We start from the raw sequence: 21,135 nt of genomic DNA, 5'->3' as shown, positions 1-21,135 counted from the left end.
GGGGTGCCACACGCTGAGGGAGCCCCTGAGTGGCGCCTCGAAGGGTCGGCGCTTGGCTCAGGGACTCCCTCATGGTTGCCCGGTGCTACCGGTCAGGGAATACAGACGATTTCTTCGTAACCGCCGTGATACAGATTGGCATCCGTCTCGAACCAGTTTCCTGCGTAGTTGTTGCCGAATTTGAGCTTTGAGACTGCCGTCGCCATCCCATAGGCCACCGTGTAGTGGGCCACGCTCGTGTAACCGCTCCACTGAACAGAGTGCACAGCTTCATGCCGCATGAGATCTGGTCCGAAGTTGAGAGCGGTCGATCGGCCGAGCCTCTCCAGCAGACACGTTCTGTCTCTGGCCTCCGCCTGGAGATCGCTTCGAAAATCCTGCAAAGAATCTGGATAGTGAAGGATGTCGCCAACGGTCATCGGTTGCCTGCCGCCGGGGGACTTCCCCATGCACACGGTCTGCAAGGAGTCCAGGTAACACGGGGTGTTGTACTTGATGGCCCAGGCGGATGCTGACCCGTTGCTGCCGTTGAGCACGTTGATGGGGCGAGTCACCGTCGACGACGTCGGTATCCAAAGAGGGCTGTCAACGTCAGAGCCGCCATAGTTCCAGCTTGTCTCGTTAATGGCAACAGCCCTGAATTCGTGGAGGTCGCTGCTGTTCAGGCTGTACCAGGTCCACTTCGTGTCGGTCGTGTTGCCGAGAACTCTCCAGTCACCCTGCTCCCACCTGTTGCGGACCTGGACCTGGTAATAGGGAGCGCCGCAGCCGGTAGTGGTGGATGGTGACCAGATCACGTCGACCCGTCCAGGAGCCCCGGTGGCATCCACCCACCGGGCCGGGTTGGGCGAGGGCGCCATGGGTCGAGCGCTGACAACATTGCTCACCGGGCTGTCGCCGCTGATGTTGTCTGCCAGCACCCGGAACTGATAGGTGTGAGTGTTGGTGAGGAGATCCATCTTGATCGTCGACTTGCCAATAATCGGGTAGATCCCTCGGGTCCAGGCCTGCCCTGTGGTGGCATTTCGGTACTCGATCCAGTGGTACACGTTCGAACTGGGACTCGGTGTCCAACTCAGACTGACGGAGGCGCAGCCCTCCGCCGTCACGGTGAGATTGGAAGGAGCCTGGGGTCGGGGCGGCATGGGTCGTACGCTCGCCACGTTCGACGGGCTACTCTCGCCGGCGACGTTGCTGGCACGGACCCGGTACTCGTACTGGTGCCCGTTGTGCAGGAAGCCCATGGTGATCGACGTGCCACCCGGAACCGGATATTCGGCACGCTTCCAGCTCTGACCGGCGGTGACATCGCGGTATTCGATCAGGTAGTAGGCGTTCGGGAAAGAACTGGCACTCCAGCTGAGCGTGGCCTCGCCATCACCAGCCCTGGCGGTCAGGTTCGAGGGTGGCCCGGGTAGTGGAGGTAGTGGCCTCGCCGAGACGGTGTTGGACGGCGGGCTCTGCCCGCCCGCATTGGAGGCCGTCACCCGGAAGTCGTACGAGTGGCCGTTGTCGAGGAACTGCATCGTGATCGTGGCGTTGTCGATCGGCAAGGGCGTACGTTGCCACGACTGCCCGGCTGTCGTGTCCCGGTGGTAGACGATGTATTGGGCGTTGGGCGTGGGGGAACGGGTCCAGTTCAGGGTGACCTGCCCGTCGCCTGCCCGAGCAGTGAGATTCGACGGTGCCGCGGGCAGGCTGTAGTACGCCGTGACCCGCACCGCCGAGGAACGTGACCCCTCACCGCCAGCGTTCGTGGCCGCGACCTGATACTCGTAGGTGTGCGCCTGGGTGAGGTACTCCATGGTGATGGAAGGCTGGCTGCTGAGGTATTCGAGGCGGGTGAACGCCGTCTGTCCCGCGGTGACGTCTCGCCAGTAGATGACCGAGTATGTGTTCGGCGACGGTGGGTCCCAGTTCAGCTCGATCTTTCCTTCGCCCATGGCGACACCGCGAAGATTGGTCGGCGCTGCGGGCGGCGCGTATGTTGCGGTGGCGCTGCTGGCTGCGCTGCTGGGTCCTTCCCCTGCCGCATTCGTGGCAGCAACTTTGAACTCATACCTGTGCCCGTGCGTCAGGTACTCCGCAGTGGCTGTGGTTCCTTCCGTGACCGGATAGGGCCAGGCCTTGAACGTCGTTTCGCCCGCCGTCACGTCGCGTTGGTAGATTCGGTACCACACATTGGTACCGGGCGCCTGCCAGGTGAGCTGGATCGTGCCATTCGGCTTCGCCACTGCCGCGAGGCCGGTCGGAGCAGTCGGCATCGCCGGGGCAGGGGTAACGGCCGCGACATTGCTTGCAGGACCCTCACCGGCACTGTTGGTGGCAGAAATCTTGAATTCGTACTGGTGCCCGTTGGCGAGGTAGAGAGCGGTTGCGGAGGTACCTTCGGTCACCGGGTACGGCCAGGCCGTGAAAGCAGCTTCGCCGGCCGTGACGTCTCGTTGGTAGATCCGGTACCAGACGTTCCCGCCCGGAGCCTGCCAGGTCAGAGTCGCCTTGCCGTCACCGGACGTGGCCCGCAGGGTGGTCGGCGCCCCCGGCAGCGGGAAGGTAGCGGTCGCCCGCGCCACAGTGGAGTGCGCAGACTCGCCGCCCTTGTTGGTGGCGGCGACCTTGAACTCGTACTGGTGACCGTGCGCGAGGTAGGTCGCCGTCGCGGTCGTGGCGTCGATGACCGGAAGAGGCCAGGCGGTGAACGCGCTTTCGCCTGCGGTCACGTCACGTTGGTACACGCGATGCCACACCTGGCCCGGGGGCGCGGTCCACGCCAGCTTGACGTCGCCGTTGGCTTGAGCGGTCGCGACCAACCCGCTCGGTGCCGCAGGCACAGAATATTGAGCCGTGGCGCTCGCCGTCGCCGACCATGGGCCCTTACCGCCCCCACCGACCGCACGGACCCGAAAATCGTACCGGTTCTGGTGTTCGAGCAGGCTGACAGTGAGCGTGGTGGCGGTCCCGTCCGGGTGGGCGAGCGGGAGCCACTCCGTCTTGCCAGCGGTGACGTCGAGCCGTTCGATCTCGTAATACCAGGATCGGTCGGCCGGCTGCCAGTTGAGGATGATGTCACCAGTTGACTGGGAGACTGCCGTCAGACCGGTGGGTGCCGGCGGAGGTTGCACGGTGACGACCGCGGCGGCTACCGAGGACGCCTGACCTTCGCCGATCCCGTTTTCGGCGGTGATCCGGTATTCGTAGGTATGGCCGCCGCGCAGCTGCGAGAGGTCGATACTGGGCGTGGTGACGGAGGCGGGCAGTCGCACCCACTGAATCTGCTGAGCGGTGGTGTCCCGCTGATAGACCCAGTACTTCAGGTTCTGGCCGGCCGGGGCCCGCCAGGCGAGGTGGATTCCGCCGTTAGCGTCCGCCTGCGCCGTGAGGTCGCTGGGGGCAGCCGGCACACCTGCTGGGTTTGATGCGGGCAGCGGCCAGTCCACCTCGATGAACCTTGGGCGATAGATTGACACGTCCGCCTTGGAGTCATCGGTGTTCAGGGCATTGACGTTGTATGACAGGAGTAGCTTGCCCTCCCGAGCGAGGTCCTGATGCAACGAGGTGTCGTAGACGATGGTCGGCGGCGAGTTTCCTGCCTCAGGGGCCCGTGCGAGCTCGCGCGGTTCGGAGAACGGCCCCATCGGAGAGTCAGCGCTGTAGGCAACGATGGAGTTGTTGAAGACGAGATGACTGTCCACAGTTATGATGACGAAGCGGCCGTCCAGCTTGCTGACCGAGAATGCGGTGCCAACCCCGCTTGCCACCCGTGCCGAAGAACTCTCCGCCGTGGCCCACCCGGATCCGTTCCAAAATTGCCATTGCCCGGTGAGGCCGCCGACCGGAACGCGGGCGACGTGCGCGAACTTGAAGTCCGGGGCGTGTTCGGATCCGTAGATGTACGTGTAACCGTTGTCGGTTACGAGCGACTGCCCCCAGGTGATCCGAGGGCTCATGGGGAGCTCCCGGACCCCGGTAACAGCCAGCGAGGGGAGGCTCAACGTCACGAGGGCGTTCCCGGTGGGCGCGACATCCAACGTGCCCGGGCCGATCGCGGCGTACCTGTTGACGAGGACCTGGAGATTGCTGCCCTCAACTATCGCACCGGCCACCCAACAGCCCAGGCCCACGCTGTCATCACACATCAACGATTTCGGCGCCGACGACGTCCCGCCGTGCAGCGTCGTGGTCAGCGTCGTGCCGCTCTGCACCACGAGCGTGTTGTGGACCATGGGTGAGTTGGACGGACGCGAGCCGTCGGCGTTCACGCTGCCGAGGAACGTGTCGGAAAAGAGCCAGGCCAGCCGACCGTCCGGCAGGCGCACGGAGAAAGTGCGGTCGCCGCCAGTCCAGTGACCTCCGGCGTTTCCGTATGCCGTGAACATTGCGTTGACCGCTGCGGCCGACATGCCCTGCGCCGGTAAGGCGTCAACGGCCTGGGCTCGCGTTGGAAACGAGATCGCAATGGCTGCTATCAGTGTGGCGACAGCGCCTGCTGCGATGCGCCGATTCTTTAATGGCGACAGGGACAACAAGAACCCCCTCTAATGGTAACCGTTATCCCTGATCAAGATCGGGATCGGGCTGAAGCTAGCAGGCTCGGCTGAGGTCGAGCGACCCCGGAATGCGCAACGTGCCATTTGCTTCGAAGGTGGGAATTGAACATCTTTGGCCCACCTTGGCAACACGGGATCTTCCGGGAGCGGCGATTGCGCCCTACGCGTTTGGTCCGGATTCCTCGGTCCATCGAGGACATCGCGACAGGACGAACTCCCGGAGCCCGGCGGAGGCACTGCGAGGATCGCCGCGCGGCCACCCCTGCTCGCCGCCGTTGTCCTCGGTGCAGGTCAGGGCCGTTGTGGGCGGGTGGCGAGCATCAGCGTCAACTCGTCGTCCTCGCGGACCGCGGCCGGGATCCAGCCGCTGGCACGCGGGGAAACGACGTCCGTCAGCTGGTCAGAACCACCGCGCCCACTCGCTGACGAGGCGTGGATCGGTGCGCACCCAGACCTCGCCCCCGGCGGTCCCGGCCGGCGTGGCGCGACTGGCGACGCTCGTCGGCCTGACCCGCTGACCGGCCTGTGGGCAGGAGCGACGCCTGCCTGGCCCTCCTCGACCGGCACATCGTTTCAGGTGCTTGACCTGTCAATTTTCCGCCGGTAGTGTAAATTTACAACGACAAACGTCTATCTAAGAGCAGGTGAACCGTGCTGTTGAAATCCATCGCCATCGCCATCGCTGCATCCGTTGCAGGCGTGCTGGCCGCCGCCCCCGCCGCCTCGGCGGCAGCACCCGGAGTGTCGATACAAGGCTGGGGGGCCGGGAACTGCCCGCAGGGCATGCTCTGTATCTGGCCCAACTGGAATCACCCGCCGCAGGGTCCCGTGGAGACGCCGTCTCTGACGACCAACAGCGAGTGGACCGGCAGCATCCAGGGATTCAACTTCTACAACGGCACAGGCCGCGACGCCGTAATATCCGGGTTCACTTTCGGCTCGTCGATGCCCTTCAAGAACTGCGCTCCTGCCGGCGGGACCGGGGGCGACCTGTATATACCGGTCAACGTGACGAAGGTGACTTGGCAGCTGACCCCCTGTTGATCCTCCACCGGCCCTTCCGAGTAAGGGTTTAATGACTTGGATTAGCTGGCTCGATCGGCGGTCCGGACGCGTCCGGATCCGTTGCGGGGCAACGAGAAGACGCAGAACCTCGGTATGAAGGTGGTCTTCCCGGGATCACCTTCATCGAGGTTCTGCGTCGCTATGAGTGTGGGGCTGCTTCGAACAGGCCGTCCTGGTGATCCGTTGGCTGATCGACGGCACCCGCATCTCGTCTTTAGGCTCGGATTTCCATTTCTGCCACCAAGCCGTCGCCGAATCGGTAGACATGCGTGACGGTGTGATCCGCGATTTTCGCTCCGGTTTTGTCGCGGACGACCTGGTGGACGGTGACGACGACTCGCCCGTCGGCCTCCGCGGCGAACGCGGTCGGCATGACGGTCGGTTCGAGCTGGTCCCATTGCCTGCGCCAGTAGGCGCTCACCTCGTCGCGGCCGTGAACGATGCCGCCCTCCCAGCCATTTGGCCACGACACGTCCGGCGTCATGGCGGCTAGCAGTGCGGGGATGTCACGCTCGTTGAATGCCGCGTAGAGGTTCGTGAGCAGCCGCTCCGACGTTGCGAGTTCCGGCGAATCCATCGAGCCAGCATGGTTGGTGGACCAGACCTCACGGAAGTCACTTCGCGGTCAGCAGAATGTGGGCGGTGGGTGGGAGCTGCTGTTCCCGGCCGCCCCTGCTGCCCCCGGGTGCGGCAAGCGCCGCCGACGCGGCGCGGCTCGAGGTCCGGTGCCGGCCGTTGGTGCGTACCGCCATCGCCGACCTCGCCCGCGCGCAGCCGGCGCCGGCCGGTGTGGCGCGACTGGCCACGGTCGACGGCCTCACCGGCTGACGGACAGTTACGGACCCGCGATTGCCAGCAATTTCAGCGGATCCACAGGAGACTCATAGCTTTGACGACAGTGGATCAGATGCTTGATCTTTCAACTTTCCCGGTGGTAACTTTCATCGACCGAGTCCTCTGGGGAGAAGAGAAATTCTGTGCGACTGAAGTCCCTCGCAATTGCCCTGTCCACCGCAGGCCTGCTGGCCACCATTCCCGCCGCGTCGGCCTCGGCGGCCGTTCCGGCTGATGAGCCGTGGCCGCCCGGCAACTGCCAGCAGGGCACCTTCTGTGCCTGGCCGAACTGGGCTCCCGTGAACACCGGCCCGACGGAGACCCCGTCCCTGGTGACCACCGGCCCGTGGACCGGAAGCGCCCCGACGAAGACCTTCTACAACTACACGACCGCGAATGTCGAATTGGAATACCACAACACGTGGCAGGACGAGTCGACGGTCATCACGCACTGCGCCACTCCACGCGGCAACATCTTCTATCTTCAGGTAATCGTGACCAAGGTGAACTGGCACGGTTCCTGCTGAGGCGCTTTCCGTAAGTCAGGCGGCAGCGTCGAGGTCACGGCGTGGCAGTAATCGGTAACAGAGGTCGTCTCCGGTGTGGGGCGCTGCGACCAGGCAAGAACCTCATACCGGAGACCTCCTGCCCAGCGCAGCGGTGACCAGCCGCGCCCATCAGCGCCCGCACGAGCAGTTCGGCCTTCGACGGAGTGTCGACTCTCGAGTCTTTATCCCCGCGCTTGAGCGCCGCCCGTGTGGGAGGCTCGTCGCCGTGGGGCAGTTGATCAATGTGAGGGACGGGTCCGTCTGGGCCGAGGACACCGGGGGCGGCCTGCCGCCGGTCGTGCTACTGCACCCGGGCGTGGGCGACTCACGCATCTGGAACCCCGTCTGGGAGCGGCTCGCCGGGCAACACCGGCTGATCCGGTACGACGTGCGGGGCTTCGGCCGCTCCGCGCCGCCGGCTGGGCGATTTTCCCGGGTGGACGACCTGCGTCGGGTGCTCGACCGGCTCGACGTCGGGCCGGCCTTGTTCGTCGGTTGCAGCATGGGCGGCGGCACCGCGCTCGACCTCGCCCTCGCCGAACCGGATCGGGTTCGCGGCATGGTGCTGGCCTGCCCGGGCATCTCCGGCACCCCGCCGTCCCACGATCCTGACGACGAGCCGGACAGCGCCGACCCGGATACCTTCGTCGAGCAGGGTGTCGCCCGGTGGGCCCGGGCCGGCCGCGACCCGCTCGTCGTCGATCTGCTGCGTTCGGCGGTCCGGTTCTGGCTCAACTGGGGCGAAACCTTCGTCGATGACGGCGACGCGTGGTCCCGGCTGGAGGACGTTGCTGTTCCCTGCGTGCTACTGCTCGGCGATCTCGAACGCCCGTCGTTCGTCCCGTCCTGCGTCGAGGCCGCGCGGCGCATCCCCGGCTGCCGCCTCGTGCGAATACCCGGCGCCGACCACTTCGTGCCGCTGCGGGCACCCGACGCCGTGGTGGAGGCGCTGCGCTCGCTGCCGCGCTGACCGGACCGGCTACCAGTTGCTCAGATCGCTCCTGCGCGACAGCCCGGAGGAGCTGGCGAGGAGTCTGCTCGACGTTGCCGCCTCCCGCTGAGCAGTTCGGCCCTCACCGTTTCAGCCGTTGCCCGGTCGGGTCGATCCGTTGCCCATTGCCCGTAGGTGTGCCAGCCCCTGCGCCCAGGACTGGATGAGGGTGGTTTCGCGGTAGGCGACGCCGTGTTCCGCGCAGAACTGGCGGATCAGTGGCTGGGCGTGGCGGAGGTTGGGTCGGGGCATGCTGGGGAAGAGGTGGTGCTCGATCTGGTAGTTGAGCCCACCGAGGAGTGCGTCGATGAGCGGGCCGCCGCGCACGTTGCGGGAGGTGAGGACCTGTCGGCGTAGGTAGTCGAGGTTGTCGGCTGCGGACAGGATGGGCATGCCCTTGTGGTTCGGGGCGAAGGAGCTGCCCAGGTAGAGCCCGAAGATGGCCTGGTTGACCAGGATGAACACGATCGCCTGCGGCACGCTCAGCACCAGGAACACGGCCGCGAGGTAGCCAGCGAAATGCAGGACGAGCAGGCCGGCCTCAGTTCGTCGGCGCTTGAGTCCGCCGCGGCGGAAGACCGCTCGGACGCTGGCACCGTGCAGGTGCACACCCTCCCCCAGCAGCAGGGGAAAGAACAGCGCCGCCTGGTGCCGGACGAACAGCGCCCCCAGGCCGCGCTGTGCCGCAGCCTGACTCGGAGTGAAGGACAGCGGAGCCACAGCGAGGTCGGGGTCGCGGCCTTCGGTGTTCGGATTCGCGTGGTGGCGGTTGTGCTTGTCGACCCACCACCCGAAACTGATCCCGGTCACCAGGTTGGCGCACACCAGGCCGACCACGTCGTTCGCCCGACGGGAGCGGAAGATCTGCTGATGCCCGGCGTCGTGACCGAGGAACGCCAACTGCGCGAGCAGCACCGCGACGCCGGCCGCGGTGGCCATCTGCCACCACGACGACCCGAGCCGCACGAACAGCACGCCCAGCACGACGAGACACGCCAGGATCACCGTCACCCGGGCCGCGTAGCGGCGGGGTCGTCGGTCGAGGAGACCCGCGCTTCGGACTAGGCGGGAAAGGTCGGCGTACTCACTGCCCCGGTCATTGCGGGTGCCAAGATCCGTGTCACTCACCGTCGCCACCCCTCGCCGATCAGCTCGCCGTCTCCGCCGTCAACCATGAGCAGGCACTCGCGCACGTCGTCCGTGGTCCGCCAGAGATCGAAACCAGCAAACCGCCGCTGATGCGCCCAGTCTCCCGCACAGCCGTGCTTTTTCACGAGGAAACCGGCAGCTCATGGCAACTGATACGCGAGCAGTGCGTCAGCGTCGGCCAGCGGGGCGCGACTGGCCACGCTGGTTGGCCTGACTCGATGACCCGGCGACCAGGCGGGCCGACCTGGATCGACGTCAGCCCTCGGAACGTCGCCGTCGTTCCCTCACGAAGCCCACGACCATGACGAGCAGCCCAATGATGATCAAGCCGCCGCTCAGGTACCAAGCGTTGGCGACACCCTCCGGCCAGGCGAATCGCCCGCCGAGATCTTCAGAGGTGTCAGACCGGCCGCAGGCAGAAAGGATGTCCGGCGGGACTGGCGTAGACACGACCGCCCCGGTGGGTGGCGAGGTCGGCGTCGTCGGCCGGACGCAGTCGACGTGCGCCGGCTTCGAGCGCCACTCTGTCCGCTGAGACGAGGTCATCGGTGGTCAGATCCACGTGCAACTGCTGGGCGCCGTCCTGCGGCCAAGCCGGCGGAACGTGTCCCGGAGCTCGCTGGATCACGACTGCGGGGAACCCGTCGACGCGCAGGAAGTGATGGTTCTCGGTTGTCGTGATCGAGCCGCCGAGTAGCCGGTGCCAGAACGTGCTCTCGGCGTCCACGTCGGCGGCGTCGATGATGATGGCGGCAAGGTTGAAGGTCATCTCATATCACCGGGATGATTCCGCCGTCGACGCGGAACTCCGCGCCGGTGATCCACTTCGCGCGTCGGGACGCGAGGAAGACGATCATCTCGGCCACGTCGTCAGGATCGCCGGGCCGGCCCATCGGAACCTTCAGGTGCTCCACGATTTGTTGCTTGAGTTCTTCGAGGCCGATGCCCTGCTGGTCAGCGATGTGAGTCAGGTGCCCGACGGCGCCGGCCGTGGCCACGAAGCCCGGCAGGACACACACCACGCGGACCCCGTGCGGGCCCACCTCGGTGGCCAGTTCCCGGCTGTAGACGTTCAGTGCCGCCTTCGCCGCCGCGTAGGACGCCTCGGTGCGCTGCGGCAGCCGGCTGGCGATCGAGGAGACGTGGACGACGACGCCGGAACGTCGTTCGACCATGCCCGGGACCAGCGCCCGGTCGAGCCGGACGGCGCTGAGCAGGTTCATCTCCAGGTCCGAATACCAGGACGCGTCGGAGCGTTGCAGCGTCGGCATGGGTGCGCTCGCACCAGCGGCGTTGTTGACAAGCACGTCCACCCCGCCGACGCGGTCGATGATCAGCCGGCCGAGTTCGGCCACCCCGTCCTCGGTCGCGAGGTCGGCGGGGAAGTGGGTGGCCGGCAGGTCCTCCGGGGGCGTGCCCCGCGAGGCGGTCAGGACAGTTGCTCCGGCGGCGGCGAAACGGCGGACGGTGGCCTCGCCGAGGCCACGGCTGCCGCCGGTGACCAGCACGCGAAGGCCGTCCAGGCCATCTTCCGAGTAGGTCATGTGTGTTCCTCTGCGGTAAGGTGAACCGGACTCCGGAAACGTACCATAAGCGGAGTCGGACTCAGGTTATGGAGGATCTGTTGTCACCGTCACGGCCGCTGCGCGCCGACGCCCGCCGCAACCGCGAGGCGCTGCTGATCACGGCCCGGGAGATGTTCCTCGCCGGCGAGGCTGACACCGGCGTGGAGGAGATCGCGCGGCAGGCGGGAGTTTCGGTGGGAACGCTCTACCGTCACTTCGCCACGCGCGAAGCCCTCATCGAGGCGGTCTACCGCCAAGAGGTCGACGAGTTGTGCGCCGCCCCCGCGGAACTCCTCGGTCAGCACACCCCGGATGAAGCCCTGCGGCGGTTCCTGTTGCTGCTCGTCGACCACGCCGCCATCGGCAAGGGCATGGCCGAGGCGTTGGAGAGCATCATGATCACGGACTCCCCAGTCTTCGACGACGCCCGCACCCGGATGGCCCAGTCACTCGACCAGTTGCTCGCCGCGGGAGCGGCAGCGGCCACCGTCCGCGACGACGTCACCGGGCGGACTCTGCTGCGCGCGATGGGCGGCATCTGCGAGATGCGCGCCACCGACGGATGGCAGGAGGAGGCCCGGCAGATCACCGCGATCCTCTTCGACGGCCTGCGCCACGGCACGCCGAAGGTGCGCGCTTAGCGGGAACGCCACCCAGTCGCGGCCTCGATGCCGCCTTCGGCTGAGCCGTGCCTGAGGGTGCCGGCGTCGCTGACAAGCGGGCCTTCCCGGACGCGGACAGCATCGTGCCGGCCGAGGTTCGGTGCCGGCCGTTGGCGCGTACCGTCATCGCCGATGTCGCCCGCGCGTAGCCGGCGCCTGCCGGCGTGGCGCGACCAGCGTTACCCGGTGGCCGGCTATTGGCGTGGTGGGGGAGGGGCCGACCAGGTCAGCATGGGCATACTCGGTATGCTCTGCCGCCATGCGACCTGGCGATCGGACGGTGGCGCTCGCCTCCGTGGTGGGCGGATTCCTGCTCGGCTTTCTCGACTTCTGCTGGATCAAATGGCTGCCGTTTCCCGTCGCCGAACTCGGCAACTCCACAGCGACCTGGGCGGTCGCCGCCTTCTTCTTCGGATTCTGGGTGCGGTCCGGGTGGCGGCGTTCGGCAGTCGGTGCCACCGTCCTGCTCGTCGTCGCGGTGCCCAGCTACTACCTGGCGGCGGCGCTCCTGCAGGGCGACGACCTGGCGGTGCTCTGGGCACCGTCGTCGCTGGTCTGGATGGTCTTCGGCGTGCTCGCCGGAGTGGTCTTCGGCACCGGCGGGACGTGGGCGCGCGGTGCGGGGTGGCGGCAGGTCGTCGGGGTCGCGCTGCCGGCCGCCGTGTTCTTCGAGGAGGCCGCCCGGTTCGCCGGCAAGGCGACCGACCCCGACTACGGGGCCGGCGTGTGGTGGAACGTGGTCATCGACAGCGCGCTGGGTCTGCTGATCGTGGTGCTGACCGGCGGCTCGCATCGACGTCGGGCCCTCGCCGTCGCGGCGGCCGTGCCGCTGGCCGGCATGATCCTGGTGAGCTTCGCGGTGGCCGGCGGGACCGTCTCGTCCGCCGGTGCCTCAGTACGGCAGGTCGATGCCCCGGCTGCGGGCGAACTCGCGGTGGGCGGCGACGACAGTGTCGACGAAGTAGGCGGCCATCTCGTCGGCGCGCAGCACCCGGGTCGTCTCGACAGTGAGGTTCTCGTCGCAGTAGTGCTCGGCTGAACTGACGTCCGGCTGCGCCACGAGAGCGTCCCGGAGGAAATCCACCGGCTCGTCACCGGGGTCGACGATGAACTTCACGCCGTCGCCGAAGCTCAACTCCCAGTGCAGGCCGTCGTCGGTGCCGACCCAGAGCTGCCGGCAGAGCCCGCCGCGGCTCTGGGCGAAAGCCTCCCGCATCGCGCTGTCGTCCGAGCAGATCGCCGGCAGGACGCTCGGGGCGCGGCCGATCGCCGCCGCGACCGGGGGGAACCCGGCGAGTCGGTCGACGCGGCAGAAGAAGTAGCCAGGGGTGTCGGTAGGGTCCTCGGACTCGACGCCCGGCACGGCGTACGCGGGTGGTTCAGCGGTCATGGGCTCAATGGTCCGGTCATCCACATCAGTTGTCCGCCCGGGGTTCTGCCGAGGTCGCGGCCCCTGTCAGTCCGGAAACCTCGGCCACGGCCGGGCGATGCCCCGGGCGGGGTTTCCGGGAACGTGAGATTCGGGCATGTATCTCGGCACTGCTGGAGGGAGACGGCAATGCTGGTAACTGGCTATCTCGGCGCGGTGCTCATCGGCGCGCTCGTCGGCCTGCTCGGGCGACTCATCCTGCCGGGGAGGCAGCGGATCGGCGTCTTCGCCACGTTCGTCATCGGCGTCGGCTCGGCGGTGCTGGGGCACCGTGGTCGCCAGGGCGCTGCATGTCGACGACGCAGCCGGCGTGCGGGTGTGGGTGCTGCGCTGGGACTGGGTAGTGCTCGCGATCCAGGTCGGCGTCGCGATCATCGCCGTGGCGCTGGCGAACATGCTCACCTTCACCAGGCTCGCCGGCGGCGACGAGACGCCCCGTCGGCGGGTCCGTCGCAGCAAGGCCAAGAGTTGACGAACCGTGTCCACTGGCTTGTGCGGCGGTCAGGGAGCTGTCGTCCGTGTCCTGCTCCGGGCGAGTTCGCCGCGGATGGCGAACACGACGAGTGTGAGCGGCACGAAGACCCAGAGCTGAAGCACTGTGTACCGGCGCAGTTCCCCGTCGGTGTTGACGCCAGCCAACTCGGCGTCGAGGGCACCGGGCCGCATCAGCGCGAGCGCGTACAGAGACAGTGGCGCGTAGTTGAGACCCGCGCCCACCAACCACAGGCCGAACGCTCGGGTGCCGAAGGCGTTCGCTGACGCCAGCAGCCAACAGCCCCACGTCACCATCAGCACCACGCCGACGAGGAACTCGGCCAGAATGATCCACCGTCGACGGGTGGTTCCTCGGCTGCCGTACATGTCGATGGCCGCCAGGCGACGAACGTTCATCGGATCGATGATGCCATCTGCGGACAACCTGAGATCGTGGCGCCGTCGACCTGGCGCGGGTCAGACGTCAATGCGTCGGCCGGCGGCCGGCAGGGCGTGGGCAGCCTGCTGGTCAGCGCTGTGCGCCGAGGTGACAGAGGCCTCGTCCTGCTCCTGCGCCGCCGGGCGGGGCGTCACCGCGTAACGGCTCAGCGCCAGCAGCGGAAGGGCCAACGCGGCGAGGGCGAGGCCGAGCGCCGCCACCGCGACCATCGCGCCCCGCAGGCCGGTCGCCGACGCCCACAGTCCGACGTAGACCGGCCCCAACAGGAATCCGAGGTACGCCACAGCCGTCACGATCGAGGTCGCCCGCCCGCGCGAGGACTCGACGACGTTGCGCGAGACGATGCTCAACAGTGTGGGGAACAGGGCGGCGGTCCCCGCCGCGGCGAGGACCAGCCCGGCCAGGGCGACCGGCACCGACGGAGCGCGGGCGAGGAGTGCCGCGCCGGCGGCCGCGACGACCGACCCGAGGACGAGGACCTTGCGGGCGTGCGCGGGATTCAGCGTGCTGACCGCGAAACGGGTAGTCGCCACGACGGCGGCGAACGCCGCAGGTGCTATCGCGCTGAGGCCGGGCCCGGTGCCAAGGACGTCCTCCATGAAGACGGCACCCCAGCTCTGGTGGGCGTTCTCGCTGGCGAACGCGAGCGCACCGAGGACACCCACCAGGAGCAGGGGTACGACAGGCATCCGGAAGCCGCTCGTGGTGCTCGGCGTGACCGGCTCCGGGCGGGACATGTCCGCGGGCAGCGTGCGGTGGATGGCGGCACCGGCCAGCACCGACACCAGCAGTACGGCCGCGAACGGAACCCAGGTGGGCGCCCCGAGGGCGTACGAGGCGCCGGTGCCGAGGCTGGACACGACGACGGTTGTGGAGAACACCGCGCCGGTCCGGGTGATGATCGGTCGGCCGGAGCGCTGCTCGGCGCGTCCGCCGACGGAGTGCATGGCGACGTCGACCGCGCCACTGGCGACACCCACGGTGGTCAGCCCGGCGCACAACCCGACGAGCCCGCCGGCTGTGACGGAGGCGGCGAGCCCCGCGCCGCCGAGGGCGACCACCGTCAGGGCCGTGCACCGCAACCCCCAGCGGTCCAGTGCGCGACCGGTCAGGAGCATCGCCGGCAGCGCGCCCGCGCTGATGAACAGCAGCGCGGCGCCCAGCCGGGCGTCGTCGAGACCGGCCTGGTCGCGGACACGGGGCACGGCCGAGCCCCAGGTGCCCCAGAAGGCCCCGAAGACGACCGACGCGAGGTACGTGGCAGTGACCAGTTGTCGGTGCGGCGACGCAGTTCCCATTGTGGAACGCTACCCACCAGCAGCCCTCTGTCACACGATGGCGGGGAGAGGTCCGCGACCGGTTGACGGCTCAGTCGAGCACCGACTCGCCGCCCGGGTAGGCGAACGACGCGCGTGGCGAGTAGAAACCCCAGACGATCTTCAGCGGATCGGCCGGGCGCAGCGTGTACACCGGATGGTCGGGTTCGAGAAACTCCAGCGACTCGACAGCGAACGGGTCGACCGGCTCCGCGACGAACGGGTAGTTGCCGCTGTGCAGCCGGCCGTCAAGCCGGGTCAGGTAGCGCAGTTGGCCCCGGTTGACGGCGTCGCCGGTGCGGCCGACGCGGGCCGTCGTCCTGATCACGGGTACGCCGTCGGCCTCGGTGGTCGCGATCAGCCGCTGCCCGCGTACCTCGATTGTGGTTTTTCCCGGGGTCGCCGGCACGCCCCGGGCGGCGGCGTAGGCCCGGACGACCGGGCTGGAATTGACGTAGTGGGTCCACCAGCGGCCGGGCGTGACGCCGTCGGGTGCGTCGAGTCCGGAGAGGTCCGGCCCGATGTACGTCAGGGAGTACGCGCCGAAGCCGGAGGTCTGCCCGTCGTCGTCGACGACGTACTGGTTCATGAAGACCTGGTGGTTGGGTGCCGGCGTGAGCCCGTCGGGGACCAGGGCGGCCACCGCGTCCGGGTTGGCCGGCAGCCAGCCGAAGTAGATCATTCTGCTGTTCACGACGAGCTGCGGAGCGACGAGTTCGATCACGAGGAGTCCTTCCGCTGGGCATCGGTGCGTAGCCGCGACGCTACGGATTGCCCCGACGCCCGGACAACGACGGATTGCCGACATGCGTCCGTCCGGCGCGACGCGGCGGAGGGACCACCCGTGACGAGTGGTCCCTCCGCTGGTTGCCGGTGCGTGGCTAGACTTCGGGTTGGCAGTTCACCTGTGCTCTGCTGCGGCGGGCGCAGACCTCGGGAGGGTGTTCCCGCACCCTTCCGAGGGGCCGTCCGATCGGACGACGCCTACTCGCAGAAGACCCGCACCGTGGCATCGGGGGAGTCCACCTCCACTGTCATGTCGTCGAGGTGCTCCACGAGCGCCTCCAACTGCTCGGGCTTGAGCTGCGTCAGGTCGATCGGCACGCCCGAGGCGCTGAGTGAGGCGTTGGCCTTGACCAGGGCCTGCGGCGGGACCAGCGCCGCCAGCCGGACGCCGGCGCGCAGCAGTTGCAGTGGCACCCGCACGTTGACCCGCGACGGCTCGCCGTTGTCGGTGGCGTCCACCACCACCCGCAGGTACTTCACCTTGCCCTTCGGTCGGACGTCGTGACCGGCCGCCGTCGGTGCCTGGCCCCGTTCGAGCGCGGCGATGAGCTGCTCCGCCTCCTCCGCGGTGATCTTGCCGGCGGCCAGCATGTCGAGGATGTCCCTACGTTGTTCGGTCATTCGAACCTCTCCTATCGGATGGCCACGAGCACGGCCGTGCGGCCCTGCTCGATGTCGAAGTGGGAGCCGGGCAGCGCGGAAACGACGCGCCAACCGGCGCCGAGGGCCCGCACCACACCGATGCGGAACACCAGGCAGGCCACGATCGCCGCGAGCACGACCAGGACCACGACCGGGAAGAGCAGGAGCGTCACCGGGAGCACCGGAACCCAGAAGCGCAGCGGCCGGCGGTCCGGGCGGTCGACGGTGACGGTCACCAACTGCGGCATCACGGCTGGTCGTCCAGCTCGGCCAACGCCTGCTGTGCGGTGATCTCACCGCGGCGCAACCTGTCGATGACGTCGGCCCGCGACGGCGCCGGGTCGGTCTCGACGAAGTCGAGCATCTGGGTGATCCGGTTGAGGCGCGACTTGATCGTCGGGTAGCTCACCCCGAAGATGCGTTCCATCTCCTTGATCGAGCCGTGGCAGCGCACGAACGCGGTGACGAAGACCTGGTCCTCGACGTTGAGCTGAGCCAGCTGCGGCAGCTCGAACTCGCCCTCGATCGCGACGCCGTTGCTCGCCAGGCGGACCCGCTCGATGACGAACGGCTGCCCTCGCGTCAGGCTGGTCAACTCTTGCCAGTCCATCGCCTGTTCTGTCATACCTGAATTTGTATCTTAAGAATCCCCAACTTCCAAGAGTGGGATCTTAACTTTCTTAAGATTGGGCCGTGGGTGGCGGACGGTGGGTCTCCCGGGGCCACGCGGGATGGAGGGCGGTCGGCACTGTCACCAGGATGTGCGCGGTGACCGGGTGGCGGGCCGTCGGATGTGCGCCACCCCGTGTCGTCTCACCGACCACGACGGCCCGGCCGTGCGCCTGCAGGGTGTACGCCACGTCGGCTAGCGTGCGCTCCGTGAATCACTCCCGAATTGCTTCCGCAGCGTTGATCCTTGCCGCTGCCACCGCTCTGGTCGCCTGCGGTGACCCCGATACGGCGACGACCGCCGGATCGACGCCGTCGGCCAGCACGTCCGCCGCCACCTCGGCGCCTGCCTCCCCGACCGCCGCGCCGGCGACGTCAGCAGCGACGGGCACCGCGAGCGACAAGGCACTCTGCACGTCGATGAAGAAGGTAAGCGACGACCTCAAGGCCGAACTGGTGAAGATCGCCACGGCCGGTGGGCCGTCGGCGGCGGACTTCAAGAAGATCCTGACGGAGTTGGGGAAGCAGGTGACCGCGTTGGCCTCGACCGGCGGTGAGAGCAAGGTCGCCGCCGCCCTCCGGCCGTTCGGCGCCGAGGCGACCAAGGCCGCGGCGGCGGCAGACCCGGCGTCCGCCGCCGACAACCCGGCCTACCTGAAGGCCGGCCAGGACCTCACCGCCGTGTGCGCGGCAGCCGGAGTCAAACTGGCTCTCTGATCACGAGCGTCTCACCGCTGTCAGCGTGGGACGGGCGTCGTGGTGGTCGGCGGCGGCGACAGTCGGGCGATGCCGTCGCCGGCCACCATCGCCGTGCCGGCACCATCGCCGTGCCGGCACCATCGCCGTGCCGATCACCCCGCCAGCAGCACGGCGAACCGGTCGACCACTGCCCGGCCTGCCGCCCGACGTGTTCCACCCGCACCTCCGGTGCCTCGTCCCCGGACGCGAGGCGTCCTGGTGCTCGGACTCGGCACTGACCGGGGTGTCACCGTCCTCCGGGGTGTCCGGCCGCGTTGACGCGAGCGCCAGCCGGGACTGTCGAACCACAGTCGTCCTACCAGGACCAGCCGTCAAGGTGTCGGCGAGGCGCGGCCCGCAGACGGGCCGATAGCACAGCGAGTCGACGATTGCTGCCCCGAGAGCGGGTTTCGGGGAGTTTTTCATCGTTGCGTCATGAAGTTGACATTCCGTTGACTCGATGGACCGTCGCGGTGATGCTGAGGTCCGCCATAAACGCCAGCTTACGTCGACGGCGTTTCCATAAGCCGAAGTTTACGGCAGGAGACGTCGCAGGTCGGCGTGGCTGATGTCGTGGTGCATCCCTCGAGCCTATTGCCCGGATTGGAGATCTGGCGGCCCGTCTGCGCGGGGGCGGACGGAACCCTTGGACGCGTCTGCTGGAAACAGGGCACCCGGCGGACGTGTGTCGACTGCTCAGGTTGAATTTAGGACAGTTATGCGAAGTGCAGCATTACACCGAGTCCTTTCGGTGCCATTATCCGCACTACTAGTAATGGGAGCGTTCACCGCGGTGCCCGCTCCCGCATTCGCCGCCGACACGGCGGCCTGCGATCCGGCCGGACCTACCGCTGCCGACGGCCAGACCGCGACCGCGTTGAACGGTCGCCTCACCGGTAAGTTGGCCCACTCGATAACGGCATACCAGGTGTCGTGTGCCCGCGTCATAGTCGCGAGGGTCAAGAGTCGGGGGATGGCGCGGCGGGCCGCGACGATTGCCATCACCACGACCATCGTGGAGAGCGACATTCGCAATCTGACGTACGGCGACCGCGACAGCGTCGGGTTGTATCAGCAACGCCCGTCGGCCGGGTGGGGCACCGTGGAACAGATCATGAATCCGGTGTACGCGACGAACAGCTTCCTCGACAAGATGCTCAGGGTGAGACCTGGCACCTGGATGACCGATCCCATCGGTGAGGTCTGTCAGGCCGTGCAGGTCTCGGGAACGCCCTACGCCTATCAGCCGCAGGCCAGGGACGGAGACATCATCTCGAGCGTGCTGTGGGGTCAGCAGGCACGATCACCGGGCGGCAGCGTGGGCGATGTCAGTGGTGACGGCCACTCGGACCTGTTGGGTTTCAAGCCTGACGGGACGCTGTGGTACTACCCGAACAATATGGACAGCAATGCGAGTGGCCTGCCGTTCGTCGACGCCAAGCAAATCGGTAAGGGTTGGCAGGACTTCGATCGTGTGGCCTCGGCCGACGTCAGTGGTGATGGTCATGCTGATGTCGTCGCGACCAAGCCCGACGGGACCCTGTGGTGGTACCCGAACAACATGGACAGCAATGCCGGTGGGCTGCCCTTCGTGAACGGTAAGCAGACCGGGCGGGGTTGGCAGGACTTCAATCGGGTCGTCGCGGCCGACGTCAGTGGTGATGGTCATGCTGATGTGCTGGCCACGAAACCCGACGGGACGCTGTGGTACTACCCGAACAACATGGACAGCAATGCCGGTGGCGTGCCGTTCGTCAATGGTCAGCAGATCGGGCGGGGTTGGCAGGACTTCGACCGGGTTGTCGCGGCCGACGTCAGTGGTGACGGGCATGCCGACATCGTGGCGACGAAGCCCGACGGAACGATGTGGTGGTACCCGAACAACATGGACAGCAATGCCGGTGGTATGCCGTTCACCGACGGCACATTGGTCGGGCCGGGTTGGCGGGACTTCAATCGGATTGTCGCCAGCGACATCAGCGGTGATGGTCATGCTGATGTCGTGGCGACGAAGCCTGACGGGTCGCTGTGGTATTACCCGAACAACATGGACAGCAACGCGGGTGGTATGCCGTTCATCAACGGCAAGCAGATCGGAAACGGCTGGCAGATCTACAACCGTATCGCCTAGCCGATTCGCAGCTCCTCTTATGTCGGTGGCATCTTGACCGCCGACGGTAGTGCGACCCCCATCAGAGAAAAATCCGAAAGGAATCCGGGAGATGCGTCTCTTTAGGAAGAAGACTTCCACGCTCGCCGCGGCGAGCTTGGCGGCCTCGGTAATGCTCGCCGCTGTGCTGGGCAACGCCGCAGCGGTCTCCGCTGCTCCGTCCACGCCCGACTTCGGCAAGTCGATCGACGGCTACGCCTCGTACGACGGCCAGGACACCTGTGACCCGACGCCGAAGCCGGGCGTCGTCGCCTTCAAGAACCTGCTGAACGCGACGTACAAGGCGCACTCGTACGGGATCGGTCGGGCGTGCGATGTCGGCGGAACCAGCGAGCACAAGGAAGGGCGCGCGCTGGACTACATGCTGGACATCAACAATTCCACGCAAAAGGCCCAGGCGAACGACATCTTGAACTGGCTCCTCGCCACGGACAAGTACGGCAACAAGCACGCCAACGCGCGGCGGCTCGGGATCATGTACCTGATCTGGAACCGGCAGATCTGGAAGTCGTACGAGTCCTCGGCGGGCTGGCAGAGCTATTCCTGCGATGGTTCGGCCAGCGGCTGCCACACCAATCACATCCACTTCAGCTTCAGCTGGGCCGGCGCCAAGAAGCAGACGAGCTGGTGGACGGTCGCGCCGCTGCCCCCGACGATCGGCGGCACCGTCGGCGACGTCAGCGGTGACGGTCACGCGGACGCGTTGGGCATCCGGCCGGACGGCACGATGGTGTACTACCCGAACAACATGGATTCCAATGCGGGTGGTAAGCCCTTCACCACCGGAACTCCGGTCGGCACCCAGTGGCAGCAGTTCGACAAGGTGATGTCCGCGGACGTGTCGGGTGACGGTCACGCGGACGCGTTGGGTATCCGGCCGGACGGGACGATGGTGTACTACCCGAACAACATGGACTCCAACGCGGGTAACAAGCCCTTCACCGAGGGGACTCCGATCGGCACGCAGTGGCAGCAGTTCGACAAGGTGATGGCTGCGGACGTGTCGGGTGACGGTCACGCGGACGCGTTGGGTATCCGGCCGGACGGGACGATGGTGTACTACCCGAACAACATGGACTCCAACGCGGGA

At 67.2% G+C, this 21,135-nt stretch carries 22 protein-coding genes and 1 pseudogene; 11 read left to right on the top strand and 12 right to left on the bottom strand.

Annotated elements, in window-relative coordinates:
• Window positions 1-92: 92 nt before the first annotated feature.
• The gene (locus tag AB0B85_RS15215; protein WP_357407518.1) at window positions 93-4,400 is read right to left on the bottom strand and encodes a fibronectin type III domain-containing protein; all 4,308 of its coding nucleotides are present in this window, start codon (window positions 4,398-4,400) and stop codon (window positions 93-95) included.
• A gap of 798 nt (window positions 4,401-5,198) precedes the next feature.
• Here AB0B85_RS15215 and AB0B85_RS15210 point away from each other — a divergent pair.
• Window positions 5,199-5,591, top strand: coding sequence for a hypothetical protein (locus AB0B85_RS15210; RefSeq protein WP_357407517.1), 393 nt, complete (start codon window positions 5,199-5,201; stop codon window positions 5,589-5,591).
• A 235-nt stretch (window positions 5,592-5,826) separates the two neighbouring features.
• Here the strand turns inward: AB0B85_RS15210 and AB0B85_RS15205 are convergent, their stop codons facing one another.
• Window positions 5,827-6,189 (bottom strand): nuclear transport factor 2 family protein, encoded by a 363-nt coding sequence (locus AB0B85_RS15205; RefSeq protein ID WP_357407515.1) that lies wholly within the window; start codon window positions 6,187-6,189, stop codon window positions 5,827-5,829.
• 65 nt (window positions 6,190-6,254) lie between these two features.
• Between AB0B85_RS15205 and AB0B85_RS15200 the strand changes: the two genes are divergently transcribed.
• From AB0B85_RS15200 to AB0B85_RS15190, 3 genes are all read left to right on the top strand, one after another.
• The gene (locus tag AB0B85_RS15200; RefSeq protein ID WP_357407513.1) at window positions 6,255-6,440 is read left to right on the top strand and encodes a hypothetical protein; all 186 of its coding nucleotides are present in this window, start codon (window positions 6,255-6,257) and stop codon (window positions 6,438-6,440) included.
• A 149-nt stretch (window positions 6,441-6,589) separates the two neighbouring features.
• Complete coding sequence (locus tag AB0B85_RS15195) at window positions 6,590-6,973, top strand: hypothetical protein (RefSeq protein WP_357407511.1); 384 nt, start codon at window positions 6,590-6,592, stop codon at window positions 6,971-6,973.
• Window positions 6,974-7,238: 265 nt separating this feature from the next.
• Entirely contained in the window at window positions 7,239-7,964 is a 726-nt protein-coding gene (locus tag AB0B85_RS15190) for an alpha/beta hydrolase (RefSeq protein ID WP_357407509.1), read from the top strand.
• Window positions 7,965-8,075: 111 nt separating this feature from the next.
• Here AB0B85_RS15190 and AB0B85_RS15185 read toward each other — a convergent pair whose 3' ends face one another.
• The 3 genes from AB0B85_RS15185 to AB0B85_RS15175 form a co-directional block, all read right to left on the bottom strand.
• A complete protein-coding gene (locus tag AB0B85_RS15185) occupies window positions 8,076-9,113 on the bottom strand; it encodes an acyl-CoA desaturase (protein WP_357407507.1) in 1,038 nt (345 codons plus the stop codon).
• 421 nt (window positions 9,114-9,534) lie between these two features.
• Window positions 9,535-9,903, bottom strand: coding sequence for a VOC family protein (locus AB0B85_RS15180; protein ID WP_357407505.1), 369 nt, complete (start codon window positions 9,901-9,903; stop codon window positions 9,535-9,537).
• A gap of 1 nt (window position 9,904) precedes the next feature.
• Window positions 9,905-10,678, bottom strand: coding sequence for an oxidoreductase (locus AB0B85_RS15175; RefSeq protein WP_357407503.1), 774 nt, complete (start codon window positions 10,676-10,678; stop codon window positions 9,905-9,907).
• 80 nt (window positions 10,679-10,758) lie between these two features.
• Here AB0B85_RS15175 and AB0B85_RS15170 point away from each other — a divergent pair, with 80 nt between their 5' ends.
• The 4 genes from AB0B85_RS15170 (at window position 10,759) to AB0B85_RS15155 (ending at window position 13,262) form a co-directional block, all read left to right on the top strand.
• Window positions 10,759-11,340: a TetR family transcriptional regulator gene (locus tag AB0B85_RS15170; RefSeq protein WP_357407501.1), complete on the top strand. Its 582-nt coding sequence runs from the start codon at window positions 10,759-10,761 to the stop codon at window positions 11,338-11,340.
• Between the two features lie 47 nt (window positions 11,341-11,387).
• Complete coding sequence (locus AB0B85_RS15165) at window positions 11,388-11,510, top strand: hypothetical protein (protein WP_357407499.1); 123 nt, start codon at window positions 11,388-11,390, stop codon at window positions 11,508-11,510.
• Between the two features lie 110 nt (window positions 11,511-11,620).
• Entirely contained in the window at window positions 11,621-12,400 is a 780-nt protein-coding gene (locus AB0B85_RS15160) for a DUF6518 family protein (RefSeq protein ID WP_357407498.1), read from the top strand.
• 661 nt (window positions 12,401-13,061) lie between these two features.
• A complete protein-coding gene (locus tag AB0B85_RS15155) occupies window positions 13,062-13,262 on the top strand; it encodes a hypothetical protein (RefSeq protein WP_357407496.1) in 201 nt (66 codons plus the stop codon).
• A 29-nt stretch (window positions 13,263-13,291) separates the two neighbouring features.
• Here AB0B85_RS15155 and AB0B85_RS15150 read toward each other — a convergent pair whose 3' ends face one another.
• From AB0B85_RS15150 to AB0B85_RS15120, 7 genes are all read right to left on the bottom strand, one after another.
• A complete protein-coding gene (locus tag AB0B85_RS15150; RefSeq protein WP_357407494.1) occupies window positions 13,292-13,681 on the bottom strand; it encodes a hypothetical protein in 390 nt (129 codons plus the stop codon).
• A 60-nt stretch (window positions 13,682-13,741) separates the two neighbouring features.
• A complete protein-coding gene (locus AB0B85_RS15145) occupies window positions 13,742-15,022 on the bottom strand; it encodes an MFS transporter (RefSeq protein WP_357407492.1) in 1,281 nt (426 codons plus the stop codon).
• A 70-nt stretch (window positions 15,023-15,092) separates the two neighbouring features.
• On the bottom strand, window positions 15,093-15,764 hold the full coding sequence (locus AB0B85_RS15140) for a hypothetical protein (RefSeq protein ID WP_357407490.1): 672 nt from the start codon (window positions 15,762-15,764) through the stop codon (window positions 15,093-15,095).
• A gap of 260 nt (window positions 15,765-16,024) precedes the next feature.
• Window positions 16,025-16,447, bottom strand: a complete 423-nt coding sequence (locus AB0B85_RS15135) for a hypothetical protein (RefSeq protein ID WP_357407488.1) — start codon at window positions 16,445-16,447, stop codon at window positions 16,025-16,027.
• Between the two features lie 11 nt (window positions 16,448-16,458).
• Window positions 16,459-16,716 carry a hypothetical protein gene (locus AB0B85_RS15130; protein ID WP_357407486.1) on the bottom strand — a complete coding sequence of 86 codons (258 nt, stop codon included), beginning with the start codon at window positions 16,714-16,716 and terminating at the stop codon, window positions 16,459-16,461.
• Window positions 16,716-17,093, bottom strand: coding sequence for a DUF2089 domain-containing protein (locus AB0B85_RS15125; RefSeq protein WP_357407484.1), 378 nt, complete (start codon window positions 17,091-17,093; stop codon window positions 16,716-16,718). The genes AB0B85_RS15130 and AB0B85_RS15125 overlap by 1 nt, the downstream gene beginning before the upstream one ends.
• 259 nt (window positions 17,094-17,352) lie before the next feature.
• Window positions 17,353-17,541, bottom strand: coding sequence for a hypothetical protein (locus AB0B85_RS15120; RefSeq protein WP_357407482.1), 189 nt, complete (start codon window positions 17,539-17,541; stop codon window positions 17,353-17,355).
• Window positions 17,542-17,557: 16 nt separating this feature from the next.
• On the opposite strand from AB0B85_RS15120, the gene AB0B85_RS15115 reads away from it, so the two are divergent.
• The 3 genes and pseudogenes from AB0B85_RS15115 to AB0B85_RS15105 all read left to right on the top strand — a co-directional run.
• Window positions 17,558-17,854 (top strand): hypothetical protein, encoded by a 297-nt coding sequence (locus AB0B85_RS15115; RefSeq protein ID WP_357407480.1) that lies wholly within the window; start codon window positions 17,558-17,560, stop codon window positions 17,852-17,854.
• 796 nt (window positions 17,855-18,650) lie between these two features.
• Window positions 18,651-20,006 (top strand): FG-GAP-like repeat-containing protein, encoded by a 1,356-nt coding sequence (locus AB0B85_RS15110; protein WP_357407478.1) that lies wholly within the window; start codon window positions 18,651-18,653, stop codon window positions 20,004-20,006.
• A gap of 91 nt (window positions 20,007-20,097) precedes the next feature.
• Window positions 20,098-21,135, top strand: a pseudogene (locus AB0B85_RS15105) (hypothetical protein); the annotation flags it as partial.

Origin of the sequence: Micromonospora sp. NPDC049044 (assembly GCF_040649215.1) — a bacterium.
Lineage (GTDB): Bacteria > Actinomycetota > Actinomycetes > Mycobacteriales > Micromonosporaceae > Micromonospora.
This window is presented reverse-complemented; position numbering and strand designations above follow the sequence as displayed.

Coding starts and splice junctions, on each gene's coding strand:
- AB0B85_RS15215 (WP_357407518.1), bottom strand. CDS start 4,400: ATGTCGGCCGCAGCGGTCAACGCAATGTTCACGGCATACGGAAACGCC.
- AB0B85_RS15205 (WP_357407515.1), bottom strand. CDS start 6,189: ATGGATTCGCCGGAACTCGCAACGTCGGAGCGGCTGCTCACGAACCTC.
- AB0B85_RS15180 (WP_357407505.1), bottom strand. CDS start 9,903: ATGACCTTCAACCTTGCCGCCATCATCATCGACGCCGCCGACGTGGAC.
- AB0B85_RS15175 (WP_357407503.1), bottom strand. CDS start 10,678: ATGACCTACTCGGAAGATGGCCTGGACGGCCTTCGCGTGCTGGTCACC.
- AB0B85_RS15160 (WP_357407498.1), top strand. CDS start 11,621: ATGCGACCTGGCGATCGGACGGTGGCGCTCGCCTCCGTGGTGGGCGGA.
- AB0B85_RS15150 (WP_357407494.1), bottom strand. CDS start 13,681: ATGAACGTTCGTCGCCTGGCGGCCATCGACATGTACGGCAGCCGAGGA.
- AB0B85_RS15145 (WP_357407492.1), bottom strand. CDS start 15,022: ATGGGAACTGCGTCGCCGCACCGACAACTGGTCACTGCCACGTACCTC.
- AB0B85_RS15135 (WP_357407488.1), bottom strand. CDS start 16,447: ATGACCGAACAACGTAGGGACATCCTCGACATGCTGGCCGCCGGCAAG.
- AB0B85_RS15130 (WP_357407486.1), bottom strand. CDS start 16,716: ATGCCGCAGTTGGTGACCGTCACCGTCGACCGCCCGGACCGCCGGCCG.
- AB0B85_RS15125 (WP_357407484.1), bottom strand. CDS start 17,093: ATGACAGAACAGGCGATGGACTGGCAAGAGTTGACCAGCCTGACGCGA.
- AB0B85_RS15115 (WP_357407480.1), top strand. CDS start 17,558: ATGAAGAAGGTAAGCGACGACCTCAAGGCCGAACTGGTGAAGATCGCC.
- AB0B85_RS15110 (WP_357407478.1), top strand. CDS start 18,651: ATGGGAGCGTTCACCGCGGTGCCCGCTCCCGCATTCGCCGCCGACACG.